Source organism: Occallatibacter sp. (assembly GCF_049802275.1).
Lineage (GTDB): Bacteria > Acidobacteriota > Terriglobia > Terriglobales > Acidobacteriaceae > Telmatobacter.
The window spans coordinates 1-16,089 of record NZ_JBARMD010000634.1 but is presented as its reverse complement, the minus strand read 5'-3'; the positions used below and the strand labels follow the sequence as shown (position 1 = coordinate 16,089).

Below are 16,089 nucleotides of genomic sequence, written 5' to 3'. Positions count from 1 at the left end.
GTTCTCAAACGAGGATGCGAGATGAGCGATGGTGGTCAAGACACAATTCAACGGCAGCGAAGTGACCGGCCTGCACGTCGGGGTCAGGAATGTGCGGAGATATTTTCCCAAGACTATCCGCGTTATTGAGCTGCAATTGGATCACTTGCAGATTCAATGCGGATTATCTCCGGAGTTCTGGCGCGGAGAACCGCAGATTCACGATCCCCGGCTTTGCGAATGGCTCGACTTCAAGGTTGGCCACCGCATGGGTGAACGGAAGGATGTCAGGTTGGCAATGACTCCGGCCGGCAGAAACATCTTCAGGTTGCGATCTTCCGCGGTAAAGGGAGACGGGATGGGCAGCGTAAGTACAGCCTGAATTGAGAGCAATCTGCAGGAATTCAGCTTGGCATGGCACGATTGTTTGCGGTTTTTACCGCTTTTCAGTTGCCGGTTTTAGACGAGCGAGCAGTGGGGAAGACTTTTCCACTGTGAAAGTGTGGCTTCAATGAAAAGGCAGTTGGAGAACGAAGCTGTCGAGGCACTTCGACAGACATTAGGACAGATTTCAGTTGTCAAGACGAAGGAAATCAAGGTCGAGTCGCATCGCCATCGCAGTGACAAGAGCATCATTGCGCACGTTGAAATCTATGGACACGCACACAGGCTCGTCTGCAGAGTGGTGCCCGATTGCAACCTGGCTGAACTGCAACGGACGTTCCGCGAATTGAGAAAACTTCATGCGCGATTTCAGGGGGAGACCACCCCGGTTCTGATTGCTCCCGAACTCTCAGAGGAAGCGCAGGCACTTTGCCGGGAAAGTAATACGGGATTTCTGGATTTCGAGGGGAATGCACGTCTCTATCTGGATGAAGTCTTTATCGTGAAACGTTCATTAACGCATCACAAAACGCTTCCGCCCCCGGCTGAACCATTGCCCACCAGCGAAACGGCCCGCTTTGCTGAAATTGCATAGCGCGAGCCGGGCTTCCTCAGCCAACGGCGGCAAACATTAAGGGCGACCCAACGAGGGGTCGCCCTTAATGCTATTCAGATTGAGAATTGAACCGGATTACTCCGGCTTATTTTGCCCGGTGGAATTTTCCTGCCTGGCCAACCGGACCCGAGCGGTTTCCAGTTTCTTTTGAACCTTGGCGACATCGGCCGGTTCCACATCAGGAGGCGCGGATTTGGAGTATTCGGAGAGGGATAGCTCCCACTGTGCGGCTGCCAGCCGAATCCGCCCTGTTTTGTCGTAGAGATCTCCGAGGTGGTCGTGCACCGTGGGATCTGTCTGATCGCGTTCGACGGCCTGACGAAGGTTCTCTTCAGCCAACTCATACTGACCCAGCTTGAAATAGGCCCAGCCGAGGGAGTCAAGGTAGGCGCCGTTCATTGGTTCGAGTTCCACGGCTTTGCGGATCATCTTCAACGCTTCGGGGAGGCGGTTGCCCTTGTCAGCAAGCATGTACCCGAGGTAGTTAAGGACAGCGGCGTTATTGGGGTCCAGGTCGAGAGCCTGGTGGAAGTATTGTTCTGCCTGATCTAAGTGCTTTTGCCGCTCAGCCAGACCGCCCTTCAGGAACAGCAGATAGACGGTGTCTTCCTTCTTGGTGGTAAGCGTGGTTGCCTTGTTCAGGGCATCTTCGGCTTCCTTCCACTGGTGGGTGCGGGTATAGATCTGTCCCAGCGCAATCCACACTTCGCGGTCGTCGGCGGTGTTCTTGAGCATGGCCTTGGCCATGCTTATGCCTTCATTTTCTTTGCCCTCGTCAACCAGTTCGCCTGCGAGCATCAGCTTCAGATTGCGGTCCTTCGGATTGGCTTCGACGGCTTTGCGCGAGACCTCGATCGCCTTGTCGAATAACTTCGCATCCCGATAGACGTCGACCTGACTCTGGTATCCGCGCAAGGCATTTTCGCCGCCCAGGTCGATCATTTTCTGATAGACGGCAATAGATTCATCGGTCTTGTTTTGCTCGTGGTAAACCGCACCGAGCCGTTCAAGAAAGATGGCGCGATTATTCTTTTCGTCCGCGGTGTATGCGCCGTTGGCGTGCGAAGTCAGATCGACCATGTGCTCGTAGACCTGCGCAGACTCGTCGTAGCGACCGAGGACATCAAGCAGCAGTCCTTCGTTGTAACCTGCTTCGAGCGAATCGGGATCCTTTTTGACGGCTTTCTTTACGGTCGTGAGCGCTTCTTCGTACTTGCCCTGGCGCCGAAGGATCTCGCTGATGTGAACGAGGGTGCTTGCGTCCTCAGGGTCGGCCTCTGCCATTTGGCGATATATCTTCAGGGCCTCGTCGAGCTGATTGTCATTGAGGAGTGCCTGGGCAAGCGCTCCCATGGTGTGGGCGTCTTCGGGATCGAGATCGGCTGCGCGCTTGTAAGCGGCAATTGCATCCTTGGGGCGTTTCAACTGGTCGTAAACCGCGCCCAGCGCGAACTCCATCTTGGGAGAGCGTTCCGAGACCGGCACGGCCTCGATGACCTTCGCGGCGTGCGCGAGGTCGCCGTTTTCGGCGTAAAGCCGCGAGAGATTGAGAACGACCTCTTCTGAATCGGGATCGAGTTCCTGCGCGGCCTTGAACTGTTCTTCCGCTTTCTCGTTTTGATGCTTGACGGTGTAAAGCTGGCCGAGCACCATGCGATCTTCAACGCTCTTGGGGTCGAGCGCGATGATCTTCTGAAACTCGCCAATGGCCTGGTCGAGTGTGTTGCCTGTGGGAGACGACGATGACACCGAATTCTGCGCTTCGCTCAGTTGGCGAAGATAGAGGCGGCCAAGCAGACGATGCGCTTCGATATCGTTGGGTGAGGACTTGAGCAAGCCGCGGGCGGTGGCTTCAGCTTCGCGTACCTGGCCAGTGCGGAAGTAGAGATCGGCCAGTTCGTCATTCAGTTGCGGTGAGTTTGGGTCGGCACTGAGTGCGGTCTTATACTCCTCAACGGCGTGCCTCATATACTCAGGCCGACCGGAGGCGATGGCTTCTTCCTCGTATATGTGAGCGAGGGCGGAGTGGTAGTAAGACTGGGCGCGGTCCGGTTCGGCGGCCGATGGTGAAGCAGAAGCAGGTTTCTGGTCGGGACTGGCACTTGGAGAATTGGCCAGCGCCGGCTGGACAGGCTTGGCGGGGGTGCTCTGAGTTTGTGCAGACAGGGAGGTCGCTACGACCAGAGAAGCGGCGAGCGGCAGCCACAAGGTGGCGGATAATCTTTTTGTTTTCATGATCCTCGGGGATCTCGTGTATCCGACCCAGGGAGGACAGTTATCACACCCCGGTTGTCCGTTCAAGGTTTTGATGCGACGGTGTGCCGATGCAGGCCGCCTATTGTTAAAGACGATTCTACCCGCGAATAGTCGCAGCAAGCCATCGGATTCCGGGGTTTTCGCATGCCGGGTAACCAGCCAAGGTTTCCCGTGGCGTACTCATGAATCCGGTAGCCAGTTGCTTTCGCGCAGGGATTTGAGCTGGCGGCGCAAAATCTCGGTTTGTCTTTCCATCCGCTCAAGTTGCCGCTCGCCGGGATGATTGTTGGAGGCTAGTGGCTTGAGGGAGTCGAGGTTTAGACCAGGCCAGGGAGAGGAGTCGGCAGACTTGCGGGTTTCGAGTTGGTCTTCGAGCCACAGGAGACGTTGTTTGATCAGAGCGAGCCGGCTCTGGACGGGACCGGAGTTCTTCCACTCCGATTCACCGCGCAACGTGGTGAGGGTAGTGACGCTTTGCGCGAACCGTCGTACGTATGTGACGAATACGGTTGCGAATTGGGCAAACGGCAGGCGCCGCGGCCAGGATTCGGCTAGAAGACGTTCCAGAGACTCTTCTGTGTCGTTGTGAGCGAGGCCGGCCCGACGTCGCGCGCTCGCGAGTTGACGATCTGAGAGGGAATCACTTTTCCAGGCTTCGGCGAGATGTTCCAGATAGCGGCGATCGGCGGTGAGACTTGCGAGCAGGAAGGCGGGTGCGCGGTCGCGCTCATAGATCGGAAAGAGGAATGTCATCGCGAGGACGGCGATGACGGCGCCCACGAATGTGTTGAGGATACGGATGAGGGCGAGCTGCCAGTCGCCGGAGTAGGGAAGCCATGCCAGCACGAACGCCGGGGTGAGAAAAAATGCGAAGGCCGCGTAGCTGACGGGCAGGACAGCAATCGATAGCAGGGTGAGGGGGAAAAGCACAGCGGCGATGACCAGTTGTGAATGAAGCACGACTGCGAGCAGGGCTGCGAGGATACCTCCACCGATGGTGCCGCCGACACGTTCCAGCCCCCGGCGGAGAGTACCCGAGACATGGGGCTGCAGCACGATGAGCGATGTAAGCAAAAGCCAATAACCGTGATCGATGTGCAGCAGAAGAATCAGGGCCACATCCAACCCGCATACAACTGTCACACGCAGCGCATGCCGCAGTGTCAGCGAACTGAATGTGAAGTTGGCGGCGAGGAGATCGAGGTTTGGGCGCAGCTGTGCCTGTTTGAGCCGTTGAAGGACGTGTTCAGGATGCGCCGTCGCGATCGCGGGAGTTCCGGCGGCTTCGGGAGATTTCCCAAGTCGCAGGAGGGATGCGCTTTCGATCGAAGACTCCAGGATAAGGGCAGATTTTGTTACTTGCGCAAGCAGGAAGCGATCACCGGGATCGGAGGTGGCGAGGCAGCCCGCGAGATAGTGCGGAAGGCGATCCATCTCGCTCCACTTGGCTCGCGCGTGGGCGACTGTCAACTTGCGACGGCGGGCAAGTAGCGAGGCGATCCATAGTTCAGCGGAGCGCAGATCGGAGAGGCCGGAGATGCCGCGCTGCAGGCAGGAGGAGCCGCCCGATGTCTGTGCTTCGAGGTGTTCAGCCAGCGCCACCGTTTGTGCGATCAGCAGATCAGCGTGTTCGAGCAGAACGACAAGCTGACGAGCGCGTGTCGAGTCGGCCTGATGCTCGGCCTGAATGTTGGCGATGGCCTGCCAACCCTGCTCCACCGCGCGGCGAATGCGGTACTGATGATGCTGGGCAAGGCGATGCCACAGCGATGGCGTCGGTTTGCGGCTGGTCTGTTCGCGAGTGGCAAGGTCATAGACCGAGCCAAGAAAAGATGCAAGTTCGTTGTAGCACTCCGCCACGGCGAGTCGCGCGGGCCGGTAGGCGTCGAGGGGCCAGAGAACAAGCGAGAGCACGGCGGCCCACACACCACCAACGAACAAACTGCCGGCCCAGCCGAGCGCGGTCTGCCAACCTACGGGAGCTGCACCGACGCCGCAGATGTAGATGACCTGGACGAGCAGGCCTGCCGAAGTGAATGGCTGGCCGAGAACGGCGAGAAAGCTCCAGAAGAAACAGAAAGCGATTGTGACCGGGAGCGCCCAGACGAGGCTGCGACCGGTGATGCAGCCGAGAAAGAGTCCTGTAGCGCCGCCGAAGGATAGCGTCGCAAGACTGGCGAGACGCGAACGGTAGGGGCCGCCGGTATCGGCGAGAATTGCTTCGAATCCACCGAGCGCGGCCCAGCCGAGGATTGGTAATCCGGCAAGATCGCCGATGACGAGGGGCGTACAGAGGGCTACTGCGGCGCGCAGGCCGCGGAACCAGTCCATTTGGCGGATGAGTGAGAGAAGATATGCGCGCCGGCTGGTTGAGGACTGGGCGAAGGCCGTCATGGTTTGAACTTTCGGTGCTGGATCAATGGCGGAAATGACGGATTCCGGTGAAGACCATGGCGAGTCCGAGGCGGTCGGCGGCGGCGATCACGTCATCGTCCTTCACTGAACCACCGGGTTGGATGACTGCGGTTGCGCCAGCAGCGGCAACGGCCTCAAGGCCATCGGGGAACGGGAAGAATGCGTCGGATGCAGCGACGGTGCCTTTCAGTGGGAGCACGGCTTTCTGTGCGCCGAAACGGGCGGCGTCAACACGGCTCATCTGGCCTGCGCCCATTCCGACGGTCTGGCCGTCGCGTGCATAGACGATGGCGTTTGATTTGACGTGCTTGCAGACACGCCAGGCGAAGATGAGGCTGCGCAGTTCTTCGGCGGTGGGCGGACGCCAGGTGACTACCTTGAGTTCATCTTCGGTGACTCGGCCCGTATCGGCATCCTGAAGGAGTAGTCCGCCGGAGATGTTTTTAACGACCGGGCGCGGTGGTGCGTTGCGGACCTCGACGAGGCGGAGATTCTTTTTGGCGGCGAAGCGCTCGCGGGCTTCGGGGGTGAAAGAAGGCGCGGCGATGGCTTCGACGAAGAGCTTGGCGATTTCGGCCGCGGCCTCGGCATCGACGGGACGATTGATGCCAATCACTCCGCCAAATGCGGAGACGGGATCACAGGCGAGGGCTTTCTGGTACGCCTCGAGGATGGTGCGGCCTGTCGCTGCGCCGCAGGGGTTGGTGTGCTTGACGATAATGACGGCAGGTTCGTCAAATTCCTGCGCGAGCTCCCAGCAGGCGTCGAGGTCAACGAGGTTGTTGAAGCTGAGTTCTTTGCCCTGAAGCTGCGTTGCACCGGCGATGCCGAGGCCGGATCTGTCACTGTAGAGGACGGCGCGTTGATGCGGATTCTCGCCATAGCGAAGCGACTGGAGGGCCGGCATGTTGATGCGGAGGTTGGGCGGGAGAGCCCAGGTAGCCAGCGCGACGGCCTGGTCGGGCGCAGGCGGTTCCGCATCCGAATCCAGCGATGAAGAGCTATTTTTGGTCCCGACAATCTGGTCGAGCGTGTTGGCAATTGCAGTGTCGTAGGCAGCCGTCGTGGAGAAGGCCCGTTTCGCAAGTCGCCAGCGCGTTCCGCGAGTCAGGGCACCATTGTTGTGTTTCAACTCGGCGATGAGAGCCTGGTACTGTCCGACGCTTGTCACAACAGCAACATCTTCGAAGTTCTTGGCAGCGGAGCGGACCATGGAGGGGCCGCCGATGTCGATGTTTTCAATGAGGTGGCCGAAGGCGACGCCGGGCTGGGCGGCGGTTTTCTCGAAAGCGTACAGGTTGACGACGACCATGTCGATGGGTTGAATCTCGTGCGCGGCGACCGCAGCTTCGTGTTCGGCATTGCCGCGAATGTAGAGCAGTCCTCCGTGGACGCGCGGGTGCAGCGTCTTTACGCGGCCATCGAGCATTTCGGGGAAGCCGGTGAGATCGCTGATGTCCTTCACGGTCAACCCCGCTTCCCGCAGAGAACGCGCAGTGCCGCCGGTAGAGACCAACTCGACGCCGAAGCCCGCGAGAACTTTGGCCAGATCAACAAGGCCGGTTTTGTCGGTCACACTGAGCAATGCCCGGCGGATCGTTTTTGTTGCGCTTGCGGATGAAGTCACAGTTCAGCTCCCTGGAGATCTTCGTTGGAAGGATTGTGCGTCGAGTATGGCGGCGCAGATGCGAAGACCAAAGAACAGACTACATCGAAAGGCTTGGCTGATTCTGTGTCGTGATTTGGAGTGATCCAAACCCCGTTTCGTTGTGCGCAACATGATGAACGCGATGCAGTAAAGTTGTGATATGAGCAGTGCTCCCCCTCCACCCCCGGGAACCGGGCCCTATCGGATAGGACCCAACGCCGAGCCGGAGATTCTTCGTCCGGCGGCGAGCTACGTTCCCACTCCGCAACCGGTGGTGAGGAGGCAACGGTCTTTCTGGGCCACAGCTCCAGCGACATATGTGCTTGTCGGCATCAACTGCGCTGTATTTCTGGCGATGCTGCTCAAAGGCGTTGGTGTTTTCAGTCCCACGGCCGAGCAATTGATGCAATGGGGTGCGAATAACGCCGGGTCTGTCCTGATAAACGACCAGTGGTGGCGAATCATTACAGCCATGTTCGTCCATGTGGGAATCCTTCACCTTGCGACCAACATGTGGTGTCTCTGGAACCTGGGGCTGCTGGCAGAGCCGTTGATGGGTTCATTCGGCGTCGCGGCCTGCTACATTTTGACCGGCGCGGCGGGCAACCTGCTCTCTGTGATCTGGAACGCCAGGCATTTCAGCGTCGGGTTGTTCAACCAGCAGATGCAGCATCAGCCGTTCAATCCGCTTGATTTTTTCCCGCCGGGTGCGGGAGCCTCCGGTGCCGTATTCGGCATCGCCGGGGCGCTGATCATTCTGCTCAAGTCGCCCCGCCTTCCTGTGCCGCCGGAAGAGTTGCGCAAACTTCGTAAATCGGTCATCTACTTCGCCGTGATCAATCTGGTCATCGGCCTTGGGATCAGTGTCAACGTCGTCTCGTCGCGCACCGGAATCAGCATCGATAACTCGGCCCACCTCGGCGGAGTCCTCTGCGGATTGCTATTTGCAACGCCGATGTTGCCACGACTCGGCAATCCGAAGCAGGCTTTCCGCACGCGCCTGCAGATTGCAGTGGGAATGATTGTCGGCATCCTGGTGTTGTTCGGTTTTTTTGTCACTGTCGTGACCAGCTAGAGAACTGGGCGTAGGAAGTACGCCGAAGAAAACTTCGCTCATCGAATTGTGCGAGAATTCCACTGAACGCTGCTCGTCGAGAGCGATTCTCCAGTTGATTTGCGGCATTTCCATTGCCACGCCGGTGCCTTTTTCTTAAGGAAAAAGCCACTTAGCTGCGAATGGCTTCGCCTTAACCCCAAGTGGAGAACCGCCGTAATCCCACCCAAGGAGGAAGAGCATGAAGCGTCGTGAATTCCTGAAACAAGCTGCAGTGACTGCTGCAACCGTCGCGGCTTCGAGCCAACTTAAAGCCAAAACTCCCGCAGATCCAATTGCCCGGCGGACGCTGGGGCGAACGGGCGAACAGCTTTCCATTATCGCTTTCGGCGGAATCGTCGTCATGAACGAGACCACTGGCGAATCCTCGAACATCGTCGCCGAGGCTGTCGACCGGGGGATTAACTACTTCGATGTCGCTCCAAGTTATGGCGACGCGCAGGAGCGGCTTGGGCCGGCGCTGGCGCCTTATCGCAAGAACTGTTTTCTGGCGTGCAAGACGGAAGGCCGGATGAAAGAGGATTCGCGCAAGCAACTGGAAGAGTCGTTACGGCTGCTCAAGACGGATCACGTGGACCTTTATCAATTCCATGCGCTGACGAAGATGGCGGAACTCGACAAGGTGCTTGGGCCGGGCGGCGCGATGGAGACGATGGAGGCTGCGAAGAAGGAGGGGAAGATTCGCTACATCGGCTTCAGCGTGCATTCGGCGGAGACGGCCGTAGCGGCGATGGATCGGTATAACTTCGACACGATTCTGTTTCCGCTCAACTTTGTGCTGTTTACTCAGGCGGGATTCGGGCCGCAGATTCTGAAAAAGGCGCAGGAGAAGAAGATGGGGATCCTGGCGCTGAAGAGCATGGCAAAGACGGTTTGGCCCGACAATGAGAAGAAGGACCATCCCGAGCCGAAGTGCTGGTACAAGCCAGCGGGGTTTCCCGATGAGGCGTCAATGGGGTTGCGCTGGACGCTGGGGCATCCGATCACGGCAGCGATTCCACCGGGGGATGAACGCTATTTCAGGCTGGCGATGGATGTGGCGCAGAACTACAAGCCCCTGGAGCCACACGAGGAACAAGCGCTGCTTGCGGGTGCTCAAGGAGCCGAGCCGATCTTCCATCTGGGAAACGACGTGTAGCGGGGGCCCGCGCGTCACTGGCCATGAAGCCCGAGGCCCCGCGTGGCCTTAAATCCGAGATTACCGCACCGCTGTCGTAGCGAACTTCTTGACCATGGCGAGCAGCAGTTTGCGATCGCTGTCATTCAAGTTTGTCGAGTAGCGGCGAATCTGCGTAAGGAACCGCAGTTCATCGTCGGTGAGGTGCTGTGAGTTCACCGCGCCGCCCAGCGAGTCTTCTGCGAAAAACTGGGCGATGGGCAGGTCGAGTGCCAGTGCGATTTTAGAGAGTGTGTCGAGCGAGGGAACGGTGTGGCCGTTCTCAACGCGCGACAGGTAGCAGCGCAACAGGCCTGTCTTCTTTTCGATGTCGCCCTGCGAGAGCCCCTTTTGCAGCCGGTGCGCGCGGATGGTGGTGCCGATTTTCATCACGCCAATGCCCTTTCCCGCTTCCCGTGCTTGGGAGGAGCCCACGGTAGCTACCACTGAGTTATTGGCGTAAGAGTAAACATGTCATCTCTGACAGCGCAAGCGGAAATCGCTGTTGAAAACACCGGTGGTAACCTGCATGTAAACCAACTGGTAAACAGCCGGTAGGCCATACGGAAACTGAGTTGCGGTCGGCTCCGCAAAAGAGCCGCTGGATCGGTCAGGGCGTCTGCCGGGTATTTTCGACGTCAACCTTGATGGCTGGTTGTTCGTCTGTCTGAATACAGGTTAGAGTGCGGGAGCATGGATGAAGCGAGGAGTATTACGAGGGGCTGTCGCCGCGGCAGTGTGTTTATTCGCCGGCATTGGCGTGTGCGCTCAGTCCTCGGCACCCGCGCAAACTCCGGCCGCGACAGCCGATCCCCCGGCGACGGTTGCGGCGCCGAATGCTCCTGACACTCCCGACACACAGCCCGCGGTCACGGGCGGCAAACTTCACGGGCACGTAAAGAGCGGCACGATTCCGTTGCCGGGCGTCACGGTTAACGCTCAAAACACGCTCACAGGCAAGCGATATTCGACCACGACCGACTTGACCGGTGCGTGGTCTCTGACGATTCCGCAGAATGGGCGGTACGTGATTCGCACTCAATTTGCAGCATTTGCGCAGGGTGCGCAGGAAGCGGTGATCAATGCTGCGAGCCACGACCACGCTGTCGATTTTCAACTGATGCTCGCCTCGCGCGCAGCCCAGCAGCAACAACGCGAGGATGCGCAGACTGGCCAGGTTCAGCAAGCGATTCGGCAACTGGCGAGCAATGGAGCACAGGCGCTGAACCTGGTGAGCGCGCTGACCGGGGACACCGAGACGCAGGGTGGATCAACAGGTGCGAGCGGAGCGGCTTTACCTTCGATTGCAGGGAACTCCGACTTCAGCGACCAATCGGTTGCCATCAGCGGGCAGTCGGGCTCGGTGAGTCCGATGGCGGGTGTCGACATGGATCGGCTGCGCGACGCGATAGAAACCATGCGCGCACAGGGCGGCATAAATGTGGACGGCGTGCCTGGCGGAGGGCTATTCGGTGGCGGCGGATTTGGTGCGGGTGGGTTCGGTGGAGGCTTCGGTGCGGGAGGATTTGGTGGCGGTGGTCGAGGAGGCGGCGGTGGGCGCGGCAACTTTCGCGGCTTTAATCCGGGGCAGCCTCACGGCGCAATCTTCTGGATGGGCAGCAACTCGGCTTTGAACGCTCAGCCCTTCAGCTTGTATGGACAGTCGCAGGAACAGCCGGCATCGGGCATGAATCGATTCGGGCTCACATTCATGAGCGCTCCGTATATTCCCGGGCTGACAAAACCGAGCGGCAAGGACACGGTGTTTCTCACGCTGTCAGGCTCGCGGAATTCGAGTCCGGTGAATGACTATGCGATAGTGCCGACGGATGCCGAGCGTGCGGGAGATTTTTCGGCTCCTGGCCTCCCGCCAATATTTGATCCAACGACGCAGCAACAGTTTTCGTCGGGCGGGATTTTGAATGTGATTCCTCCGGCGCGTATTTCGGAGCAGGCAAGAGCGCTGCTCACGTGTCCAAATCCTGTTTCGAGTGGAACGAATTGCCAGCCGTTCTATCCCGAGCCGAACATTTCGAATTCGGTTCAGAACTATCGCCTCCTGACGACGGCGCAGTCCAACTCGACGCAAGCCGGCATCCGATACATGCGCGGCATTGGTGCGAATGCATCGCCATTCGGCATGGGCGGGCGCGGTGGCGGGCGCCGTGCGCAGCAGAGCCAAGGCCTGCGACAAAGCGTGAATGCCAACTTCAACTGGAGCCGCTCGGCTTCAGACAACGTAAATATCTTTCCGCAACTCGGCGGCAAGGCGTCGTCTAGTTCGTACTCGTTGCAGTCTGGCTACACGGTGGGGTATCACAAATTTACCAACGTGTTCAATGTGAATTGGAATCGGTCAGACACCAATGTGACAAACTTCTTCACCAATGGTCCGGACATCGAGACCCAGCTTGGAATTCTGGGACCGAACAATGCGCCGCTGAATTCAACGCCGCTGAATTACGGATTGCCGGGTATTGTTTTGAGCAATGTTACGGGTCTGAACGAACAGCAGCCGAGAGTAGCGATCGCACAGACACTTTCTTTTTCCGAGGTATTCAGCTGGATTCATGGCAAACATAACATGCGTTTCGGCGGCGACTATCGGCGGGTGCACAACGACTTTCTTTCGAGTTCGAACGCAACCGGGAGCTTTACATTCACCGGTCTGTTTACGCAGGACCCGGCAAGCGATCCGAACACAGGCTTCTCACTTGCCGATTTTCTGCTGGGACTTCCGCAGCAGACCGCACTCAACTCCGCTGTGAACAAGACCTACCTGCGCGACAACGTGCTTGACGGCTTTGCGCAGGACGATTGGCATCTCAAGCCAAGCATTACGCTGAATTACGGTTTGCGTTACGAATTCTTCGCGCCATACACGGAAAAATACGGGCGGCTGGCTGAGGTTCTGACAAATCCGGCAGAAGCGTTTACTTTGCAGACGCAGGTGCAATCGGGACAAGCGGGGCTACCGGCTTCGCTGGTATACCCGTTCACCAAGGCATTTGCACCGCGCGTAGGAGTTGCGTGGAGAACGCCGAAGCTGAAGCAGATGGTGGTCCGCGCCGGATTCGGGATGAACTATACGGTTGGCTCCTACGCGACATTTGCTACAACGATGGCTCATCAGCCGCCGTTTTCAAATCAGCAGACGAACCAGGAGATCACCCCGACGGGCGCGCCAACTTCAACGTGCGTGCAGACAGACACGTGCCTGACTCTCGCGCAGGGGTTTCCGGCTCCGGCGACGGTGGGAAATTACTCCGTCGATGCGCACTTCCATTTGCCGTATGTGCAGACATGGAATCTCGATATCCAGAAGACGCTGCCGTGGGGCGTTGTAATGAATGTCGGCTATAACGGTTCGAAGGGGAACCATCTGGATATCGTTACCGCTCCGCGCGCGCTCGAGACCAGCCCTGAGACCGATCCATCGAATCTGTTGTTTCGTTATGAACAGGGAGCGGCGTTTTACAAATTCAATGCGGGTACCTTGCGGGTGAATAAGCGGCTTTCGAGCGGAGTTGCGGTGGGCGCCAATTATCAATACTCGCATGCGATTGACAATGCGGGCATCGTGGGCGGCGTGGGTGGAGTCGGCGCACAGAACTGGACTGACCTTCAAGATGAGGAAGGGAACTCAAGCCTGGACGTCAGGCATAAAGTGAGCGGGAATTATCTGTACGAACTGCCCTTCGGGCAGGACAAGCGCTTTGTAACGACAGGCGCCGGCTCGCGCATCCTGGAGGGATTCTCAGTTTCGGGTACCTTCACGTTTGCGACTGGCACATCGCTTACGCCGATTTTTCAAGCAGGAACGACCAGCGTGGCGTGCGGCACGTCAGGAACATACCGGCCGAATCTGACCGGCACGCCACTGAATGTGAGTACGGGGCGACAGTGGTTTAATCCTTCGGCGTTTGTCGAGCCCTCCAATCCGCCGGGCAATCCTTATCCATGCGGCGTGTTTGGAGATGCGCCGCGAAACTTCATTCGAGGGCCAGGGATAGTGCAGAACAACATGGCCCTGTCGAAGACGATGCAACTGGGCGAGACGCGCAGCCTGGAGATTCGCGCAACCATTAACAACGTCTTCAACACAGTGCAGTACGCGGGCGTCGACACCAACGTCGCGTCACCGACGTTCGGGCAGGTGACTTCCGCGGGCTCGATGCGGTCTTTCCAATTCACTTCGAGGTTCAGGTTCTGATGGCGAATTGGATAGAAAAGGCGGTTGCGATTGTTTCGGCGTTTGCGCTTGCGTTGCCGGCCGCGCCGATTGGGGCGGCGCAGGACGCCAGCCCTGCGCAGCAAAACAGCTATGTATTCAAGGCCAATGCCGAGCTGGTGTTGACGAACGTTGTGGTGCGCGACGCCAAGACAGGTGAGTTTGTGCGGGGGCTGAAGCAGAGCGACTTCACGGTCTCAGAGAACGGAAAAGCGCAGCAGATTTCGTCATTTGATTTTCAGACTGTCGATATGGCGACGCCGCTGAATGAGGCCACCATCAGTGGGTTGGCTGTTGGTGTGAATGGGCCGGGGACCAAGGCCGCGGTAGTCGCGAAACCTGAAGACTTGAGGAATCATCGGCTGATTGTGATGTTTTTCGATCTGACGTCGATGCAGCCGGAGGATCTAGATCGATGCGTGAAGGCGGCGCGGGAGTTCCTGACGAACAAGATGCAGCCCGCAGATCTCGTTGCGCTGGTTTCGCTGGATCAGACGCTCAAGGTGGACCAGGACTTTACGTCTGACAAAGCCGTGTTAGCGAACGAAGTTGGAATCTATAACGGGACCGAGGGACAGGGATTCGCCGAGGGTGCCACGGCAAACACCAACCAGGTGGAGGATACGACGGGCTACACGCCTGACGAAAGCGAGTACAACGATCTGAACACGGATCGCGAATTGTTCGCGCTGCGCGCAATTTCAAAGTCGCTTGAGAAGATTACCGAAAAGAAATCGCTGCTCTATTTCTCCGGTGGTATCTCGCGGGACGGGATCGAAAACCAGGCGTCGTTGCGCGCGGCCATTAATTCGGCTGTCCGGGCGAATCTTTCGATCTATAGCGTGGATACTCGCGGTTTGCAAGCTATTTCACCGCTTGGGGATGCGTCAACGGGAAGCATTCGCGGTTCCGGGGCATTCAACGGCGCGGCACTTACGAGCAACATGAACGCCAATTTCGCCTCGCAGGAAGTGATGGCGACGCTGAGTTCGGACACAGGAGGCAAAGCCTTCTTCGATTCGAATGATTTCGCTCCGGCGTTTGCGCAGGTGCAACGCGATACTTCTGCTTACTATGCAATCGGATTCCACTCGACAAATCTGGCACGGGACGGGAAGTATCGGAAGCTGACCATCAAGATCAATAAGCCTGGCATGAAGCTGGAGTATCGCCCGGGCTATTACGCGCCCGCCGACTTCAAGCATTCAGGTCGCGAGGATCGCGAGCGCGAACTGGAGGAGCAGCTTACCAGCGACCTGCCGGCAACTGACATGGCTGTGTATCTGGATGCGATGTACTTCCGGCTCGATGAGAATCGATTCTTCGTGCCGGTTTCGCTGATTGTGCCGGGCTCCCAGATTCCTTTTGTCAAGGGCGGCGACAAAGACAAGGCGACGCTCGACATTATCGGCGAAGTGATTGACGAGGTGAAGCGGCCAATCGGGAATGCGCGCGAGACTGTGAAGCTGAATCTTGATCCGGCTTTGCAGGCACGCCAGAAGAACATTGAATACACCACAAGTTTCAACCTGCCGCCGGGCAAATACCACTTGAAGTTCGTGGTGCGGGAAAACCAGACGGGCCGGATGGGATCGTTTGAGGCGGACATCACGCTGCCGGATATGAAGAAGCAACCGCTGAAGATGAGTTCCATTGTGCTGGCTTCGCTGCGGCAACCGAGCAAGAAGGCTTCGCCCCTTATCCGGGGAGGCGAAGAGTACGTGCCGAACATTAGCCACGTATTCCGCCAGGACCAGCACCTTTACCTGTTGTATGAGGTGTATGGGCCGGCGCGCGAAAAACCGGCAGAGGGGCAGCCCAAAGGAACGAAGGCCGGAATCAACCTGCTCAGCAGCCTCGAGCTCATCCAGGGCGCGACCAAGGTCTACGAGACGCCGCTGGTACAGGCAAAAGCCCTGAACGTTGAAGGGCGGGACGCGGTGGCAGTCGAGTTGGATGTGCCTCTGACCGGGCTGAAGCCGGGATCGTATGTGTGCCAGCTCAATGTGATTGATGATGCCGGGGGCAGCTTTGCGTTTCCGCGATTCGCTGTGCTGGTGCGTGAACCTGCTGCGACTGCCACCCCCACTGAGCCGGTCACGAGTGGCTCAAGTTCAGGCTCATCCGGGCAGATGTAGACTCAAATCCCGCAACAGTTCTGCTCGTCGAATCCGCGTATTCTGAAGCGGAGAGGTGAAATGGCGGGAGGCAATCCAGGGCGCGTTGCGGTGATTACGGGAGCGACGGGAGGGGTAGGCGCGGCCGTCGCACGGGCTCTTTCCCGGGCAGG

10 protein-coding genes are annotated in these 16,089 nt (G+C 58.3%); 6 read left to right on the top strand and 4 right to left on the bottom strand.

Annotated features, from left to right (window positions below; all coding sequences use genetic code 11):
* Window positions 1–28 precede the first annotated feature (28 nt).
* On the top strand, window positions 29–361 hold the full coding sequence (locus WA354_RS21425) for a hypothetical protein (protein ID WP_472815056.1): 333 nt from the start codon (window positions 29–31) through the stop codon (window positions 359–361).
* A gap of 129 nt (window positions 362–490) precedes the next feature.
* Window positions 491–958: a hypothetical protein gene (locus tag WA354_RS21420; RefSeq protein WP_472815055.1), complete on the top strand. Its 468-nt coding sequence runs from the start codon at window positions 491–493 to the stop codon at window positions 956–958.
* Between the two features lie 96 nt (window positions 959–1,054).
* Here the strand turns inward: WA354_RS21420 and WA354_RS21415 are convergent, their stop codons facing one another.
* From WA354_RS21415 to purH, 3 genes are all read right to left on the bottom strand, one after another.
* Entirely contained in the window at window positions 1,055–3,214 is a 2,160-nt protein-coding gene (locus tag WA354_RS21415; protein ID WP_472815054.1) for a tetratricopeptide repeat protein, read from the bottom strand.
* A gap of 201 nt (window positions 3,215–3,415) precedes the next feature.
* The gene (locus WA354_RS21410; RefSeq protein ID WP_472815053.1) at window positions 3,416–5,629 is read right to left on the bottom strand and encodes an FUSC family protein; all 2,214 of its coding nucleotides are present in this window, start codon (window positions 5,627–5,629) and stop codon (window positions 3,416–3,418) included.
* A 22-nt stretch (window positions 5,630–5,651) separates the two neighbouring features.
* A complete protein-coding gene (gene purH, locus WA354_RS21405) occupies window positions 5,652–7,277 on the bottom strand; it encodes a bifunctional phosphoribosylaminoimidazolecarboxamide formyltransferase/IMP cyclohydrolase (protein ID WP_472815052.1) in 1,626 nt (541 codons plus the stop codon).
* A gap of 181 nt (window positions 7,278–7,458) precedes the next feature.
* Here purH and WA354_RS21400 point away from each other — a divergent pair, with 181 nt between their 5' ends.
* The gene (locus WA354_RS21400; protein WP_472815051.1) at window positions 7,459–8,373 is read left to right on the top strand and encodes a rhomboid family intramembrane serine protease; all 915 of its coding nucleotides are present in this window, start codon (window positions 7,459–7,461) and stop codon (window positions 8,371–8,373) included.
* Window positions 8,374–8,593: 220 nt separating this feature from the next.
* Complete coding sequence (locus tag WA354_RS21395; RefSeq protein ID WP_472815050.1) at window positions 8,594–9,550, top strand: aldo/keto reductase; 957 nt, start codon at window positions 8,594–8,596, stop codon at window positions 9,548–9,550.
* Window positions 9,551–9,610: 60 nt separating this feature from the next.
* On the opposite strand, the gene WA354_RS21390 is transcribed toward WA354_RS21395, so the two are convergent.
* Entirely contained in the window at window positions 9,611–9,958 is a 348-nt protein-coding gene (locus tag WA354_RS21390) for a helix-turn-helix domain-containing protein (protein WP_472815049.1), read from the bottom strand.
* A 307-nt stretch (window positions 9,959–10,265) separates the two neighbouring features.
* On the opposite strand from WA354_RS21390, the gene WA354_RS21385 reads away from it, so the two are divergent.
* Window positions 10,266–13,781: a TonB-dependent receptor gene (locus WA354_RS21385; protein WP_472815048.1), complete on the top strand. Its 3,516-nt coding sequence runs from the start codon at window positions 10,266–10,268 to the stop codon at window positions 13,779–13,781.
* Window positions 13,781–15,937: a VWA domain-containing protein gene (locus tag WA354_RS21380; protein ID WP_472815047.1), complete on the top strand. Its 2,157-nt coding sequence runs from the start codon at window positions 13,781–13,783 to the stop codon at window positions 15,935–15,937. The genes WA354_RS21385 and WA354_RS21380 overlap by 1 nt, the downstream gene beginning before the upstream one ends.
* The last annotated feature ends 152 nt before the right edge of the window (window positions 15,938–16,089 follow it).

What these genes read in the sequence shown, in the direction of transcription:
- WA354_RS21400 (WP_472815051.1), top strand. Translation starts at nt 7,459, where the DNA reads ATGAGCAGTGCTCCCCCTCCACCCCCGGGAACCGGGCCCTATCGGATA.
- WA354_RS21385 (WP_472815048.1), top strand. Translation starts at nt 10,266, where the DNA reads ATGAAGCGAGGAGTATTACGAGGGGCTGTCGCCGCGGCAGTGTGTTTA.
- WA354_RS21425 (WP_472815056.1), top strand. Translation starts at nt 29, where the DNA reads ATGGTGGTCAAGACACAATTCAACGGCAGCGAAGTGACCGGCCTGCAC.
- WA354_RS21390 (WP_472815049.1), bottom strand. Translation starts at nt 9,958, where the DNA reads ATGAAAATCGGCACCACCATCCGCGCGCACCGGCTGCAAAAGGGGCTC.
- WA354_RS21415 (WP_472815054.1), bottom strand. Translation starts at nt 3,214, where the DNA reads ATGAAAACAAAAAGATTATCCGCCACCTTGTGGCTGCCGCTCGCCGCT.
- WA354_RS21410 (WP_472815053.1), bottom strand. Translation starts at nt 5,629, where the DNA reads ATGACGGCCTTCGCCCAGTCCTCAACCAGCCGGCGCGCATATCTTCTC.
- WA354_RS21395 (WP_472815050.1), top strand. Translation starts at nt 8,594, where the DNA reads ATGAAGCGTCGTGAATTCCTGAAACAAGCTGCAGTGACTGCTGCAACC.
- WA354_RS21420 (WP_472815055.1), top strand. Translation starts at nt 491, where the DNA reads ATGAAAAGGCAGTTGGAGAACGAAGCTGTCGAGGCACTTCGACAGACA.
- WA354_RS21380 (WP_472815047.1), top strand. Translation starts at nt 13,781, where the DNA reads ATGGCGAATTGGATAGAAAAGGCGGTTGCGATTGTTTCGGCGTTTGCG.